Below are 16618 nucleotides of genomic sequence, written 5' to 3' on the forward strand. Positions count from 1 at the left end.
GCGCAATCCAGATGTCCTCTTGCTTCTCCCGCTGCTTGCGCGTCCCCATCGACATGCGCGACATTCTACGAACTATGCCTGTGGATACTTCAGTACTTTCCGCTCACGAATCCAGACTTGCACCACGGGCTGCTAGGGTCGCGAGCAACGATTCGCGCTCAGCTAATATCTTCTGATAGTCCGCCATTGCCCGTTGGCGTAAATCGCTAAGCGGCTGGGAAAAAGACACCTTCGATCTCACGGTACGTTCGAGTATTAGGCCCAGTGCTGTTTTTCGCGCCTCGAGTTGCTCTGCGGTGGCATCCTTGACGGCGGGAACGAATATCCATTGAACGTATTTCTCAAGAAGGTTCTTACCTTTCGAAATTCCGTAGAACTGGTCTTCGCTGGGCACCAGCTCGCATTCATCTGGATGCACCGTTTCATAGTCATGTAGAGCATCGAGCATGACCTGCTTAGTGCCGGGGGCTGGCAACGAGGTGTGCTTTGCACGGATCGCCGCGTAATGTTTTTTTAGTTCTTCGACCTTGGCACCATCTCCCTCAGCGATGAAAAACCCAGCGAAATCCTTGATGACGAGTCTTTGACCGAACTGCTTCACATCGGCACACCGGGTGCTGGAGTTCCATTGTGCTTTCGCAGAAACAATCAGCTTGCCTTGGCGGTAATACGCTGCGAAATCCTTCTGTGCGTCGGGCCCGAGGTCAGCAAAAGTAACAGTGATGATGATCGGAGATGAGACATCGCGGTTGTGGAAGTCTTCTTCATCGAGGAGGACCAAGTTCGTCACGGCGTCCATGGAATAGCGGTAGAAAACGTTGAGAGCAGTCAGTACCGTGGACTTGCCGCCGCCATTGGGCCCAAGTAGGGCCGTGTAAGGGTTGAAATAAACTGTCTCGTCTTTAAACGCACGAAAATTTTCGATTCGGACACTCTCGATTCGCAATTTCCCTCCTCGCCACCAGCAACAGTGAAAGGCGCGGTTCTGGGGCCACCTGTTGGGTCAGATAGATGGGGGGAGGCCCCGAATGCCGAACAAATCATTATTCGCAAACCCATACTTTTCCTGAAAGCATAAAAGGGCACGGGATGCCGTGCCCCACACAGTACGTCTACTGTTGGCTGGCGACCGGGGCAACCCCAGGGTGTTACGAGATCGGAACAAGGCAGCTGTCAGCTATCAGCCTTCAGCTATCAGCCAAAAACAAAACCGAGATCCCTCGATTCGGGCGCGCCATGCACGCGCCAAAACCGGGCGCGTGCTTCGGGGCGCGTCCTGGCACGGGATGACAAGGATTAAGCGCGCTCTGTCGCACGGGTCCCTCGACTGGCTCGGGACAGATGCCGCCGTGCGCTTCCACCAAATCCTCTGCGTCCCCGGCGTCCTCCGCGTCTTGCATCCCCAGTCGAGGGCGACCGGACTACATCTTTCCGTTTTCATCCTCGTCTGCGTTCCTCTGTATCCTCTGTATCTGCTTTGACCTTCTCGGTCGGGAGGGTACCGTCCGCTGAACTGCTAGCAAGATCAAAACTTCTGCCACGGGCTGCCGCTTGTGGCTCTCACGGAGCGTTCCATCGTCACCGACAAATACCGGAAGAACAGCGCTATCACAGCGGTACCCAGCAACTTGAACCAGAATGGGCCGGTCTCGGTTCCATCAAACGGGTATAAGCCGGCGAAAGGCGCCAGGCAGTAGCTATAGAAAAAAACCCGCGGAACCCAGGCGCGCGCGCGTGGTGGAGAGTAAAGTAGGAACGCGCGCACGACCCATTGTTTGACGCGCGAAGCTAGCCCGCCTGCACCCACTGGTTCCGCAACCCGCGTGCATATCGCCGGTTCCGGTGCAATGGCCGTGGGCATCGCCTCTGCGAGAGCCGCCGGGTGAGCCGTGGCCGCCAGCACGGTTACCGACGCCTCGTAGAGTTCTTTCTGCGCCGGCCCTTTGATCGAATCCAACGGTTCGGAGCCCGCCAGTTGTTGTGCCTTGATCCAGGCCTCCCAAAAACTCACCCGTTTCGTCGCTTCTTCCAAAACTTGCAACCGTTTCTGAGCTACATCTCGAGCTTTCAGCCAAGGCAAGAGAATACCGCTGCCCAAAGTGAGCAGCGCACCCGCTACGCCGCCTCCACCGACAATGTCCGCAAAGCCGATCTTGAACACAGCGACTTTCCTCGTTGATCTTTTCGGGCGGCAGCGTGGGCTTTCCCCCCTTGGCTGCACCCGCTCGTCCAACCGCAGCGGCAGCACGACCCTTTGCGCGTCCTGAAGGCGGCGTACATAAAACACGTAGGGGCACGGCGTGCCGTGCCCCCACACAGTACGTCTTTTGTTGGCCTGGCGACCGGGCCATCTCTGGGTGTTACGAAATCGGAACAAGCAAGGTCTTAGCTTTTAGCTCTTAGCTATTAGCCAAAACAAGATCGTGAGCCACCGTGGAAGGGCACGGCTTCAGCCGTGCCAATCTCGCCGTCAAACAAACCCGGCTTTAGCCCCTGAGGGACGTTTTTCTTTCGCGGACAACAGGACCTCAGGGGCTAAAGCCCAGATTTTTTCATGACCCTTGTCGCACGGCTAAAGCCGTGCGCTTCCACCAAATCCTCGGCGCCCTCCGCGTCCTTTGCGGTAAAGCCCTGGGTTCCGATGTGCCCTACCTTTTGTGCCGTCCCCATGGGACTCGGAAATCTTTTCTACGCCTTCCCAGCACTTCCGTGCTGGGCTACCAGCGTGCCGTCCCTACGGGACTCGGCAATTTCTCTTGGCGCATTCCCAGGACTGAAGTCCTGGGCTACTCTCATTCGTCCCTGCGGGACTCGGTGATGCGCACCTCGGGCATAGGCATTCCCAGGACTGAAGTCCTGGGCTACTGTCATTCGTCCCTGCGGGACTTCGACGCTTTGCGCGTCGGTCACGGTTTCGGTGCTGCGTACCTCAGTCATGGCTAAGGCCATGACCTCCCTTGGGTGACGGCTCAAGAGGCTCGGAAAAAGTCAGAACAGCAGATTCCTCGCGGGCTGAAGCCCGCTCGGAATCACAAGGATTAAAGGGGGGCTTCAAATGCAGGGCTGAAGCCCTGCTCCACCCAAATCGAGGCCGTTCGGCGCGGCTGAAGCCGCGCCCCTTCAAAACGCTTCCTAAAGCCGCGCCCTTCGCCATGAAAGCACCTCGCGTTCCTCCGTGCCTCTGTGTCTCGGTGTTGATGATCAGCAATTAACTGCACCCCGAGGTCGAGCCGCAACTGCCACAGCGGAAGCAGCTACCGTTGCGCGTCATGATGGCGCCACAAAAGGAGCAGGAGGGGGCGTCGCCCATGTCCACCAGACCTTGCAGGGCATCGCTTGCGTGATGCGCCGTTGGCCGTTGGCCATCACTTGCGTGATGCGCCGTTGGCCGTTGGCCATTGGCCATTGGCAAGAGCGGGTCCCTCGCTGCGCTCGGGACTCCTCGCTCGCCTTGGTCCTTCGCTTCGCTCAGGACTCGCTCGCCTAACAGCTCGCTCGGCTTCATACCCGGAAACAACAACTGCTGCTGGCCGGTGACGAACTTCTGCTCCAGCCAGCGGAAGAGGTAGTCCATGATCGAGGTGGCGTAGCCGATGTTCTCGTTGCCGGTCCAGCCGCTGGGCTCGAAGCGGGTATGCTTGAACTTTTCGCACAGCAGTTTGAGCGGGACGCCGTGCTGCAGCGCCATGGAGATGGCCAGCGCGAAGGAATCCATGAGGCCGCTGACGGTGGAGCCCTCTTTCGCCATGGTAATGAAGATTTCGCCCGGCTCGCCGTCGGGGTAAACGCCGACGGTGATGTAGCCCTCGTGTCCGCCGATGTTGAACTTGTGGGTGAGGGAGGCGCGCTCCAATTGCAGGCGGTGGCGGTGGGCGCGCGGTGGCCCAGTTTCATCACGGGAGTCAACCGGGCCGGGTTCGGGCGCAGGCGCGGACGCCGACAGGCTAAAGCCCGTCGCTACCTCGTCTTTCTTGTCGCCCTTGACCACCATGGGCTGCGACTTCTTGCAGCCGTCGCGATAGATTGCGACCGCCTTCAGTCCCAGTTTCCAGGCCTGGACGTAGGCTTCGGCGATCTCGTCCACGGTGGCCGCCTCGGGCAGGTTGACCGTTTTCGAGATGGCGCCGGAGATGAAGGGCTGGGTGGCAGCCATCATGCGCAGATGTCCCATGTAGTGGATGGAGCGAGTGCCCTTGGAGGGCTTGAAGCTGCAATCGAAGACCGCCAGGTGCTCGTCCTTGATGTGCGGCGCGCCTTCGATGGTGCCGGTGGCGTCGATGTAGCTGACGATGGCGCTGACCTGCTCGGGTGTGTAGCCGAGCTTGAACAGCGCGGCCGGCACGGTGTTGTTGACGATCTTGATCATGCCGCCGCCGACCAATTTCTTGTACTTCACCAGCGCCAGATCGGGCTCAACACCGGTGGTGTCGCAATCCATCATGAAGCCGATAGTGCCGGTGGGAGCGAGCACGGTGACCTGGGAGTTGCGGTAGCCGTGCTTCTCTCCATGCGATAGGGCGGCATCCCAGACCTCCTTACTGGCGGAGACCAGGTGCGGGAGCTGAGAAGTTTCCAGTTTCCGGTTTCCAGTTTCTGGAGAGCCGCCAATGTTGTTCACCGAAGCACGGTGCATGCGGATGACGTCGAGGAAGGGCTCGCGGTTGAGGTAGAAGCCGGGCGCGGCACCGGCGGGGCCGTTAGCCGTTGGCCATTGGCCATTGGCAAAAGCCTGCTTCGCTTTTGTGCTGGCGGGATCCAGGGCCGGGCACTGTTCGGCGATGCGGGCGGACTGGAGGTAGGCCTCGCCGCACATGATGGCGGTAACGCAGGCGGCGTAGTCGCGTCCGGCTTCGGAGTCGTAGGGCAGGCCGGAAGCCATAAGCAGCGCGCCGAGGTTGGCGTAGCCGAGTCCGAGCGGGCGGTAATCGTGCGAATTGCGGGCGATGGACTCGGTGGGGTAGCCGGAAAAATCGACGAGGATTTCCTGGGCGGTGATCATGATGTCGACGGCGTGGCGGTAGGCTTCCACGTCGAAGGTGCCGTTGGGCGCGAACTTCATGAGATTGAGCGAGGCCAGGTTGCAGGCGGAGTCGTCGAGAAACATGTACTCGCTGCAGGGATTGCTGGCGTTGATGCGAGCGGTGTTTTTCGAGGTATGCCAGCGGTTGACGGTGGTATCGAACTGCATGCCGGGATCGCCGCAATGCCAGGTGGCGGTGGCGATCTTGCGCAGCAGGTCGCGCGCCTTGTAGGTCTGGTGGGCGGCGCCGTCGTGGACATCGTGGGTGGTGAAGTCAGCGTCGCGCTCGGCGGCAAGCATGAATTCGTCGGTGACGCGCACCGAGTTGTTGGCGTTCTGGAAAAAGATGGAGGAATACGCTTCGGAATCGGGGGTGGAGCCGTCGTAGCCGACGCGAACGAGGGCGTGGGCCTTGGCTTCTTCCTTCATCTTGCAGTCGATGAATTCGGTGATGTCGGGATGGTCGATGTTGAGGATGACCATCTTGGCGGCGCGGCGGGTCTTGCCGCCGCTCTTGATGACGCCGGCGAAGGCGTCAAAACCGCGCATGAAGCTGAGCGGGCCAGAGGCGGTGCCGCCGCCGGACAAGGGTTCGTGAGAGCCGCGCAGGGGGCTGAGATTGGTGCCGGTGCCGGAGCCCCACTTGAAGAGCATGGCCTCGGTCTTGGCCAGGGTCATGATGGACTCCATCGAGTCGTGGATGGAGTTGATGAAGCAGGCCGAGCACTGCGGGTTGCGATAGCCGGAGGGCGCGAATTCGACGTTCTGCGTCCGCGGGTTCCAGTGCCAGTTGGCGCCGTCGGCGTTGGGCTCGATGCGATCGCAGCCGACGTTGAACCAGACGGGCGAGTTAAAAGCGGCCATCTGGCGGAGCAGGATGTGGCAGAGCTCGTCGTGGAAGACGGCGGCGTCATCATTGGAGCGGAAATAGCCGCCGGTGATGCCCCAGTCGCGGATGGTTTCGGCGACGCGGGAGACGAGCTGGCGGACGCCGGTTTCGCGGTCGCTGGCGCCGAGGCGTCCGTGGAGGTATTTGCTGGCCACGATGTTGGTGGCGGTCATGGACCAGTCCTTGGGGATCTCGACGTCCTTCTGCTCGAAAATGACGTTGCCCTGAGCGTCGGTGATCTGGGCGGTGCGGAGCTCCCATTCCAAAGTATCGTAGGGGGATATATCCGGTTGGGTAAAATAGCGGCGGAAGGAGAGGCCGGGAGCTTTCCTGGTCTTCGCGGTGATGCTGGTAGCCGTGGTGGTGGTAGTTTTTTCGGTGACGTCAGCCATGGTGGATCTCCTTCGGAAATTCAGTAATCAGTGGCCAGTGGCTAGTTGGTCAGTCCAACAATTTCTCTAAAATCCTGCCGGCAGGGCGGGCGCGACCGATGCCGAAGTCCGGGAGGTTTCTCTCCCAACGACGCTATGTGAGATGCGACAGTATGCCTGTATGTTGTGCCTGTCAAGACCCTAGCACAATATATTGTAGTTTTTCTTTGGGTCCGGCGCAAGCGGAGGCAGGAATAGGAGTTGACGAGAGTCGGGGGTCGGGGGTCCATAGTCGATGGCAAAAGCCGCGGACAATGGCTGGAGCCCAGGCTGGATGTCATGCGATAAGAGAGAAATCTAGGGCGATTTGCGGCCGAGAACAAGGCAGAAGAGTGGTGCATTGGGGGTGCATCCGGCGAGGCAGGCGGAGAGCGATTTGGGACGCGTTTTGCGGGGAATTTCCACAGGATGGTGGCCAGTGGTCAGTGCAGGCGGCCAGTCGAGTAGAATGCACGGCGGATTCGGGAGCGGGAAGATATTTTTTTGATGGCCGATTGTTTTCGATTCAAGAGGTACCTCAGCGGCTAAAGCCGCACCATTGGAATATCCGTGAACAGCAGGGCTGAAGCCCTGCTCCACCCGGCGTGGAGGAGTTAGAGTGCCGGTGTGGAGGAATTATGAGCCGGTGTGGAGGAATTATGAGGCGGTCGCGTACGGTTGTGGTGGTGGTGCTGGTGGGGATGCTGATGGCGTGTGGACCGAAGAAGCCGTTTGCGCAGACTCAGCTCTCAGCTATTAGCTCTGAGCTCTTGGCTAATGCTGGTACTGCACAGGCGGGGGACCCGGCTTCAGGCTCCAGGCTGCAGGCGGCAGGAACGACGGTGTTGCGATGCGGGAGCTTACTGGATCCGAAGAGCGGGCAGGTGCGGCGCGATGTCGAGATTGTGGTGGTTGGGCACAAGGTTGAAACGGTTGGGGCATTCGGTGCGGGTACGCGGGCGGGGGCACCCGCGCCACAAATGATTGATCTCGGCGGGATGACTTGCCTGCCGGGGCTGATTGATACGCACACGCATGTGCTGCTGCAGGGGGACATCACGGCGGAAGATTACGACGCGCAGTTGTTGAAGCAGTCGAACCCGTACCGGGCGATTGTGGGGGCGGTGACGGCGGGGAAAGCGCTGAACTACGGGTTCACCACGCTTCGCGACCTGGAAACCGAGGGCGCGGGATACGCGGACGTGGACATCAAGAAGGCGATCAACAACGGCATCATCGCGGGTCCACGGATGCAGGTGGCGACGCGGGCGCTGAACGTGACCGGGGCGTATCCGCTGCAAGGCTACAACTGGGAGATCCAGGTTCCGCATGGGGTGCAGTTCTGCGATGGAGCGGACGATTGCCGCAAGGCGGTGCGGGAGCAGATATCGCACGGGGCGGATTGGATCAAGGTGTACAGCGACCGTTCGTATTACATCGACGGCCCGGCGCTGAAAGACGTGCCGACGTTCACCATGGAAGAGTTGCGTGCGATCGTGGACGAGGCGCATCGGCAACGGCGTAAAGTGGCCTCGCACGCGACGGCGATGTTTGGCGTGCACAACTCGGTGGAGGCGGGAGTGGATTCAATCGAGCACGGGGACTACATCGCGCCGGAAGACCTGAAGACCATGGCGGCGAAGGGGATCTGGTACGTGCCGACGCTGTACGTGGGCGAGTACGTGGCCGAAGGGCGTGCGAAGGCGGGCGCGCCGGTATGGCTGGACATGGTCAAGATATCAGAGGAGACGTTCCGCAGGGCGATGCAGGCGGGAGTAAAGATCGCGTTCGGCACGGATGCGGGCGGGTTCGACTGGAACATCAATCCGGCAAAAGAGTTCGCGCTGCGGGTAAAGTGCGGGCAAACGGCGGCGCAGGCGATAAGGTCGGCAACGTCGGATGCAGCGGCGTTGCTGGGAATGGCGGATGTGGGGACGATTGAGCCGGGCAAGCTGGCGGACATTGTGGCGGTCGCGGGGGATCCGCTGGCGGATGTCACGGTGCTGGAGAAGATCAGCTTCGTGATGAAGGATGGGGTGGTGGTGGCGAAGAAGTAGTTAGTAGTTGGTATTTAGGGTAGTTCGGTGGCAGCCCGAACGGTGGCCTGCAGCTCCCAATTTCTTGTTTACCTGCGAGAGATTCATCACAAGAACCTGGAACTGCCTGGTGACAAAATGGAACCAGGGCGGTCTAAGCCAACGTATGTAGTGGGGAGTGTACGTGTGCCCGGGAAAGTTCTAGGACGGGTGACGGCGTGACGCGGAAAGCCCTTGTATACTGAAGTTTTGCCATTTCAGCCACCAACCTTCAAGTCAGACCAAGGAGATTCCTTATGAAAAACGCAGGCCGAGCGGGGCGGTTCGCTCTGGCAATCGTCATGTTCGTGGTCTTGTGCGCGCCGGTGTGGGGCCAGGGAAATACCCATCCTGTCCCGCCAAAACCGGGACCGACAAGGGCAGTGCCGCCACGGGCGGCAAGCGAGAGTGTCCCGACCATCAAGTTTGAAAAGTACAAGCTGGCGAACGGGCTGGAGGTGATCCTGAGCGAAGATCACCGGCTGCCGCTGGTGGCCGTGGACTTGTGGTATCACGTCGGGCCGGCAAACGAGCGGCCGGGGCTGACCGGCTTCGCGCACCTGTTCGAACACATGATGTTCCAGGGATCGAAGCACGTGGCGAACTTCGACAAGGTGATCGAAGGCATCGGGGCGACGCAGACCAATGGCACCACCGATTTCGATCGCACCAATTATTTCGAGACGGTGCCGTCGGAGCAGTTGGAGACGGCGCTGTGGGTCGAGAGCGACCGCATGGGGTGGCTGCTGGATGGCCTGAACGAAAAGAAGCTGAAGAACCAGCGGGACGTAGTGCGCAATGAGCGGCGGCAGAGCCTGGAAGGTCAGCCGTACGGGCTGGTCGAGGAGGGACTGTTCCACCTGGTGTATCCGAAGACGCACCCGTATTACGCGGAGGTGATCGGATCCCATGCGGACGTGGAGGCAGCGGACCTGAAGGACGTGCGCGAGTTTTTCAAGACGTACTACGCGCCGAACAATGCGACGATCGCGATCGTGGGCGACTTCGATACCAAGACAGTGAAGGCGCTGACGGAAGAATATTTTGGGCCGGTGCCGGCAGGACCTCCGGTACCGAAGATTGAGGCGGTGACGCCGCCGATCACGCAGGAACGACGGGCGACGATCACCGACAAGGTGCAGTTGCCGCGGGTGTACATCGCATGGCTGACGCCAGCATACTTCAAGCCGGGCGATGCGGATGCAGACCTGCTGGCCAGCATTCTGGGGGGAGGAAAGTCGAGCCGGCTGTACAAGAAGCTGGTGTACGAAAAGCAGATCGCGCAGGATGTGCGGGCGGGAGAGAACTCGATGATGCTGGGGTCGTTGTTCCAGATTACGGCGACGGCCAAGCCCGGGGTGAAGCCGGAGGAGCTAGAGAAGGCGATCGAGGCAGAGCTGGCGGCGGTGCAGAAGGACGGCGTCACGCAGGCCGAGGTGGAGCGGGCGAGAAATACGATCGAGACGCGCACCATCCAGGGTCTGCAACGGCTGGGCGGGTTCGGAGGAAAAGCCGACTTGCTGAACCAGTACAACCACTACACGGGCGATCCGGGATATCTGCCGAAGGACCTGGCGCGATATAACAATGCGACAACGGCGTCGGTGCAGAAGCTGGCCCAGACGCTGACGGCGAGTTCGCGCGCGGTGGTGTACGGCGTGCCGGGAGAGAAGGTAGTGGAGGACGTGGCGCAGCGGCCGGAGCCGCCGGCGGCAGCGGTGGCGGAGAAGATGCCGGGCGGGCCGGGCGGCGATGAGTGGCGCAACACGCAGCCGAAACCGGGAAAGAGGTCGGCGCTGCAGTTGCCGGTGCCGGAGGAATTCAAGCTGCCCAACGGGATGCAGGTGTACCTGGTGGAACAGCACGAGTTGCCGGTGCTGACGGCGCAGTTGACGGCGCTGCGCGGGAGCGAGGCAAATCCGGCGGACCGGGCAGGCTTGGCGTCATTTACGGCGCAGATGATGAACGAAGGCACGGAAAAGCGGACGTCGCCGCAACTGGCGGATGACATCGCGCAGATCGGGGCGTCGCTGAACGCGGGATCGTCGGCGGACGCGAGCACGATCACCGGCAGCGGGCTGACCAAGAATGCGAACCAGTTGTTCGATCTGCTGTCGGACGTGGCGTTGCACCCGGCGTTCCGCGAAGAAGAAATTGAGCGAGTGCGGAAACGCCGGCTGACCACGCTACTGCAGCAGAACGACAACCCCGGCATCCTGGCCAACCGGGTGTTGGCGCACGAGGTGTACGGCGACAAGAGCCCGTACGGGTACCTGGAGACGGGAACGCCGGAATCCACCCAGGCAACCACCCGCGAGGACATGGTGAAGTTCTACAACGGCGGGTTCGCACCGGCGAACTGCGCGCTGGTGGTGGCGGGCGACGTCACCGAGCTGCAACTGAAGAGGCTGGCGATGACGTACTTCGGTTGGTGGACGGGACAGGGGTCGGTGTCGAAGCCGCCGATGGCCGGGAACACGCTGACGCGGCGGGTGGTGATTGTGGACAAGCCGAATGCGCCGCAAAGCGCGCTGCGCATCGGGCAAGTCGGGCTGCAGCGCAGGCATCCCGACTTCGTGCCGGTGACGGTGATGAACGACATTCTGGGAGGAATGTTCTCCAGCCGGATCAACATGAACTTGCGCGAGGTGCATGGATACACGTACGGAGCGTTTACGTCGTTCCAGTTCCGTCGGGGCGCCGGGCCGTTTGTAGTGGGAAGCATGATCCGGACGGACGTGACGGCGCCAGCAGTGAAGGAGGTGTTTGCCGAACTGGAGCGCATGCGGACGACGGAAGTGTCGCCCGACGAGCTATCGGCGGCCAAGGAGACGTTTGAGCGTGGGCTGACGGCGGATTTCGAGACCACCACCCGGACGGCGGGAACGATGTCGAACTTGTTCGTCTATGACCTGCCGCCGGATTACTACCGCACGCTGCCGGCGAAGATCGGGGCAGTGAGCGCGACGGAAGTGCAGCGAATGGCGGAGAGGTACCTTGTGCCGAACAAGATGGTGATTGTGATTGCCGGAGACCGCGCCAAAGTCGAGCCCGAGCTGAAGAAGCTGGAAATGGGCACGGTGGAAGCGCAGGACGTGGAAGGCAAGCCGATCATGGAGAAGAAGGCGGCGGGAGGACAGCAGTAGTCTGTGGTCTCTAGTCTCTAGTGTGGTGAATCGAAAATGTGTTTCCCGATTCTTGAGGCGCGTTGCGTAGTGGAAGAGATCGCCTCAGCGGCTAAAGCCGCAGTTTTGCGGGCCCTTACGGCTCGGCTGAAGCCGAGCCCCTTCAAGACAAGGAAATATTTAGGCAACGTTTTGAGACAGGACACTAGTTTCTGGTTTCTGGAATGACAAAGCTCGGCTGGAAGCAGCCGGGCTTTTTGATTTGCAACGAAATAATTAGGCAGTAAGAACGCAACAGAGACCCGCTTGCCGGGATGACGATTTCCACTTTGGCGGCGTAGGATGTAGCGCGCGGGGTGCGTGGGAACCAATTTTGGATATCAGCAAGGAGAGTGCCCATGAACGAGTTCAGGATGCGAAGGAGACGATGGCTGCAAATGGGAGGAGCGGCGGCAATCGCGTCGCTGCTCCCGCGACGCGTATTTTCCAGCGACAACAGCGGGTGCGCGCCGCCGATTCCGAAGGGCGGACCGGCCAATGGCGGCCCGTGTCCGTATCCGATCCCATGGCTGGACAAGAACGGCAATCACAATCAAGCGGCGAATCCGGAGGTCGAACTGTCGAACATCTTTCATTTCAAAGGCAAGCTGGCGCGCTGCGCCGGGTTCACGGGAATGGGTACCGACAATAAGGGCAACCGGCTGGCATTCGGAACGCCGACCACGGATTACAGCTACATGGCGGGCGAGTATTGGGCGGCGCGGAAGGCACAGCAGGGCGTGTTCTCGCACATATGACTGACGCTATTCAAGGGGCCGGCGGCCCCTCCGAACCAGATCCACGATTTCCATCCACCGATTTCTCCGGAAGGCATGTACTGGGTGGCGCCGGTGCCGGATGGGGCGCTGACGTTTAGCGCCGACGGCAAGACGGCGACCCTAGTGATGAAGAACGTGCCCGTCGTAGACCAGCCCAAGTGGCCGGCAATGGATGCCGAGGCCACGCCCGCGTTTATGGATTACAAGCTGCAATTCAAAGCTGGAAGCGAACCGGTGAAATATGAAGACGCAACCCGCATGTACCGGTTCGCCGGATTCAAGGCGAGTGCACAGTTGGAGGCAACGGTGCGGGTGCCGTCCATCGGGTTTGAATGGAAATCGGATCCGCTGGAGACCTCCAAGGCCGATTTCGCGGTGATGGGCGAAGAGGTGAATGGGAAGTACTACAGCTCTTAGCTTTTAGCCAACTAAAACCAGCTCAGGCTGACGCCTGCAAGCAGCGCTCAGCGAGAAGCCAGCGAAAAAGCCCGGCCAGAGGCGGCCGGGCTTTTTCTTCCCCACAGAAAAATCGGTTGTTAGTTGTCGGCACGACTGAAGTCGCGCCCTGATACGATTACCGGCCTTGCTTGAGGCGGCGGTTGATTTCGTCCCAGTTGACGACGTTCCACCAGGCCTTGAGGTAGTCGGCGCGGCGGTTCTGATACTTCAGATAGTAGGCGTGCTCCCAGACGTCGTTGCCCATGACCGGGTAATTGCCGTCAATGTACGGGCTGTCCTGGTTGGCGGTGCTGACCAGCTCGAATTTGCCGGCGCTGGTGTGGACCAGCCAAGTCCAGCCGCTGCCGAAGCGCTTGAGGCCGTTGTCGTTGAACTTTTCCTTGAACTGGTCGAAGCCGCCGAACTGGTTGATGACCTGGGCGATCTCGCCGGTGGGGGTGCCGCCCCCCTTGGGACTCATGATGTTCCAGAACATGCCGTGGTTGGCGTGGCCGCCGCCGTTGTTGCGGACCGCGGTGCGGATGTCCTCGGGAATGGAGTTGAGGCCGCGCAGCAAGTCTTCGACCGACTTGGACTTCAGGTCGGGATGCTTGTCAAGGGCGGCGTTCAAATTGGTGACGTACGCGCCATGGTGCTTGTCGTGGTGAATCTGCATGGTCTGCGCGTCAATGTGGGGCTCCAGCGCAGCGAAGTCGTAAGGGAGAGCGGGGAGTGCGTGAGCAGTCTGCTCTGCGACGGGATTAGGCACATTTCTTAAAGCCATGTTTCGTCCTCCAACCAGATTTGAGATGCGCGGGATGGGGCGGGGATGGAAAAAAAGTTTGGGGGGAGGGGGCCGAGGGCATTGCCGATTGAAGATTGGGTGGAGAACAAAGTGGGCTGAAATTGCGCACCCGCGAGGGCAACAACAGACTGGTTCAATCGTCGTCTTTGGCGGGGCGGGGACGATCGGGGAAGACGGTGTGTTTGGGGGCGGGCATGGGTCGATTGCCCTTGGCGTCGCGCCAGAGGATGCGGTTGAGGGTGGCGGAATCGGCAGCGTCGGCGTGGAACAAATCCATTTTCAGCGACGCGGCGGCACCCGGGCCGCTGGGTGGATTGGCTTCGTAGATCAGGCCGTTGTCACGGTTGCGGTAGTCGGCGGTGAAGGGCGGCTGGCTCCCATCGCCGGAAAACAGCGGCGCCATGATGGGGGCGTGGGCGTCATTGTTGTTCATCGGCGGCAGGCCGAGCAGGACCTCGAGAGTGTGGATCATGCTGACGGTGGTGTAGAAGCGGTGGTCGAGGAAGATTTCGAACGGGTTTTGGATCAAGCCGCCAAATCGATCTTGCTTTCCGATCTTCACGACATTTTTCCGCGGTGTTTTCGGCGCGTATTTGCTGATGACGAGCGCGATGGAGCGGTGGGCATCAACGTGGTCGGCACCGTCCTGGGCGTCGTCTTCGAGAACGAGGATGGCGGTATCGTCCCAGTAGGAGCTGTGGGAGACGGCTTCGACAACGCGGCCGAGGGCGAGGTCATTGTCGGCAACGCAGGCAGCGGGGCGGCAGAGGCCGGGCTTCTTGGCGGCGGTATGGTCCTGCGGAAGGCGCAGAACGACGAGGTTGGGCAGGGTGTCCTTGCCGGCTTGGCGGTCCCCGACAAATTGTGAAAACTCGCTGAGGAACTCGTCGGCGCGAAGCTGGTCGGGATACTCGACGCGAAAGTCGGGATAGCGCGGGTCGAAGTGGTCGCGCAATTCGGGCTTGGTGGCGAGGTCAGCGGCGATCATGGGAACTGGCCAGGGATAGGGGCTGCGGCCGCCGCGAGGATCGCCAATGTTAGGCGGCAGCGGCTCTCCTTTTTTGATCTCCTGGCGCGCGCAGGCTCCCGGGGGAAGAGGCGGCGTGCCGGCTTCTCCCGGGGGCGCGCCTTCGCCTTTGCCGTCGCACCATTGCGTGGAGACGAACTCGCCGTAGTGGCGGTAGGTCAGGCCATGGCGCGCGGCGTTGCCCCAGAGATAGCCGGAGGCGGGCTCGTTGACGTCGGGCAGGTTGCGCAGCAGCGGATACTCTTCCAGATTCTGACCTTCGAAATCGTAGGTGCGCTCTCGGCCGCGGTAGTCGAGGGGCCAGATGCGCTCGGTGTAGTCGCTGACGATGGCGGCGGTGGACCAGACGTGGCCGATGCCGGAGACTTCGCCGCTGTCGTAGAAATTGTCGAGCACGCCGAACTGGCGGGCGAGACGGTGGTGGTTGGGCGTGATGGACTCGCCGTACATGGTGAGCGAGCGGTCGCCGTCGCCGACGTCGAGGTCGCCGAAAAGCTGGTCGTAGGTGCGGTTCTCTTTGATGACGTAGATGACGTGCTTGATCGGGTTACGGCCGGACTTGAACGGCAACGAGTCGGCGCGGCCGTTCATCAGGTTGCTTTCTTCGGCCGCTCGGGTGAGCGCGGCAAGATTTTTTTCGGCGTCGCCGATGTTCACGCGCGCAATGGAGCCGTGGAGCAGCGCGGCGATGTAGGTGCGATGGTTCCAGGCGGGATGGTCGATGGTGGCGGAGTTGGGGCCGGTGCCCTGCGATTTTCCGCTAACGATCAGAAGATCGTCGCCGCGCACGGCGAGCGCGGTGGGCAGCCATTCGGTGGGAATGAAACCGAGTTGCCAGTTGCGAGTTGCCAGTTGCGAGGGGGACTTGGAAATGTCGTGGACGTCGAACATGGCGACGGAGTCGCTGCCGGCGTTAGCGACAAAGAGGTGGCGCCCGTCGGCGGTCTGGGCGAGCGCGTCGGGAACGGCGCCGAAATACTCCTCGTGCAGGCCCGTGGAGAGAAACGCGGGCGGTGCGGGGTCGTCGGTAGAAACCACCGCGACTTCATCTGCGTTGGCGAGCGCGACGTAAAGCAGGCGCTCGTCGGGGGTGAGAAGAAGCGCGGTGGGATGCGAGCCCGGCTGCGTCGGGGATGGAGGTTGGCGCAGCGGAATGCGGCGCGCGACAGTTCCCTTCTCCAGGTCGAGTTCGGCGACAGCCGAGGCGTTCCACAGCGAAACCCAGGCGCGGGTACCGGCGCGATTGGCGACGACGGCGTAGGGATACGCGCCGGGAATGTGCGGGCCGCTGCTGAGGTCAAAGGTGCGGATGATCTTCCCGGATGCGGCGTCGAGTTGGAGAACGGTGTCGGACAGATTGCAGGCGACCAACAGTTGTTCCCCTGCGGTCGAAGGCAGCACGGCAATGCCGGCGGGAAAAGACACGGCGGTGCCCGGCGGCGCAGCTTTCATCGCCAGCGCGCGCTGCTTGCCGACGGCGAGCGGCTGCGGCGGGATTGGAATAAAACGCTGGGGCGTGAGGCGGCCGTGGTCGAAACGGTACACGGCGATGCCGTTGCCAGTGCTGCCGGGCCGCTTGGCCTGTGGGTCGGTGAGCGAACCGAAGGAGGCGTAGAGATGCGCGCCGTCGCCGCTGAAGGCGAGGCCGAGAAAGTAGGTCTGGCGGGCTTTCTCCGGGAGGCGGGAATCGGGAAAGAAGGAAACTTTGTTGCTTTCAAGATCGAGCACCGCGATGCCCTGGTGCATGTGGTTCGGCCAGGCGCCAAATCCGGCGTCGAGAATGGCGAGATAGCGACTGTCGGGGCTGAGCGCGAGGGCGGCGGGCAGGCTGCCGACGCCGGTTTGCGGACTGCCGGGCACGGGCGTCAGCAGAACTTTGCCACTGGGAAGGTTGATGGGCGTCTTGGATTGAGCGAATGCCAACGAGCAGAGAAAGAGGACGAGAGCGAGGCGGACTTTCATGGTGTGAGATGCGGAAGAGGATAGCAGAGAAAGAGCTTCGGTTTCAGTT

Annotated in this window: 9 protein-coding genes; 4 read left to right on the top strand and 5 right to left on the bottom strand. The window is 61.2% G+C overall.

The window, feature by feature from the left end:
• Positions 1 to 103: 103 nt before the first annotated feature.
• From LAN64_16250 to LAN64_16260, 3 genes are all read right to left on the bottom strand, one after another.
• A complete protein-coding gene (locus LAN64_16250; GenBank protein MBZ5569388.1) occupies positions 104 to 946 on the bottom strand; it encodes an ATP-binding protein in 843 nt (280 codons plus the stop codon).
• A gap of 579 nt (positions 947 to 1525) precedes the next feature.
• Entirely contained in the window at positions 1526 to 2161 is a 636-nt protein-coding gene (locus LAN64_16255) for a hypothetical protein (protein MBZ5569389.1), read from the bottom strand.
• A 1047-nt stretch (positions 2162 to 3208) separates the two neighbouring features.
• Entirely contained in the window at positions 3209 to 6301 is a 3093-nt protein-coding gene (locus LAN64_16260; GenBank protein ID MBZ5569390.1) for a vitamin B12-dependent ribonucleotide reductase, read from the bottom strand.
• A gap of 677 nt (positions 6302 to 6978) precedes the next feature.
• On the opposite strand from LAN64_16260, the gene LAN64_16265 reads away from it, so the two are divergent.
• The 4 genes from LAN64_16265 to LAN64_16280 all read left to right on the top strand — a co-directional run bounded on the left by LAN64_16265 (position 6979) and on the right by LAN64_16280 (position 12754).
• Complete coding sequence (locus LAN64_16265) at positions 6979 to 8376, top strand: amidohydrolase family protein (protein MBZ5569391.1); 1398 nt, start codon at positions 6979 to 6981, stop codon at positions 8374 to 8376.
• A 275-nt stretch (positions 8377 to 8651) separates the two neighbouring features.
• Positions 8652 to 11540: an insulinase family protein gene (locus LAN64_16270; GenBank protein ID MBZ5569392.1), complete on the top strand. Its 2889-nt coding sequence runs from the start codon at positions 8652 to 8654 to the stop codon at positions 11538 to 11540.
• Between the two features lie 377 nt (positions 11541 to 11917).
• On the top strand, positions 11918 to 12316 hold the full coding sequence (locus tag LAN64_16275; protein MBZ5569393.1) for a hypothetical protein: 399 nt from the start codon (positions 11918 to 11920) through the stop codon (positions 12314 to 12316).
• A 75-nt stretch (positions 12317 to 12391) separates the two neighbouring features.
• Positions 12392 to 12754 carry a hypothetical protein gene (locus tag LAN64_16280; GenBank protein ID MBZ5569394.1) on the top strand — a complete coding sequence of 121 codons (363 nt, stop codon included), beginning with the start codon at positions 12392 to 12394 and terminating at the stop codon, positions 12752 to 12754.
• Positions 12755 to 12911: 157 nt separating this feature from the next.
• Here the strand turns inward: LAN64_16280 and LAN64_16285 are convergent, their stop codons facing one another.
• Both LAN64_16285 and LAN64_16290 read right to left on the bottom strand, forming a co-directional pair.
• On the bottom strand, positions 12912 to 13559 hold the full coding sequence (locus LAN64_16285) for a superoxide dismutase (protein ID MBZ5569395.1): 648 nt from the start codon (positions 13557 to 13559) through the stop codon (positions 12912 to 12914).
• A gap of 154 nt (positions 13560 to 13713) precedes the next feature.
• On the bottom strand, positions 13714 to 16569 hold the full coding sequence (locus LAN64_16290) for a phosphoesterase (GenBank protein ID MBZ5569396.1): 2856 nt from the start codon (positions 16567 to 16569) through the stop codon (positions 13714 to 13716).
• Between the last annotated feature and the right edge of the window lie 49 nt (positions 16570 to 16618).

It is taken from the genome of Terriglobia bacterium, assembly GCA_020073185.1.
Taxonomy (GTDB): Bacteria; Acidobacteriota; Terriglobia; order Terriglobales; family Acidobacteriaceae; genus JAIQGF01.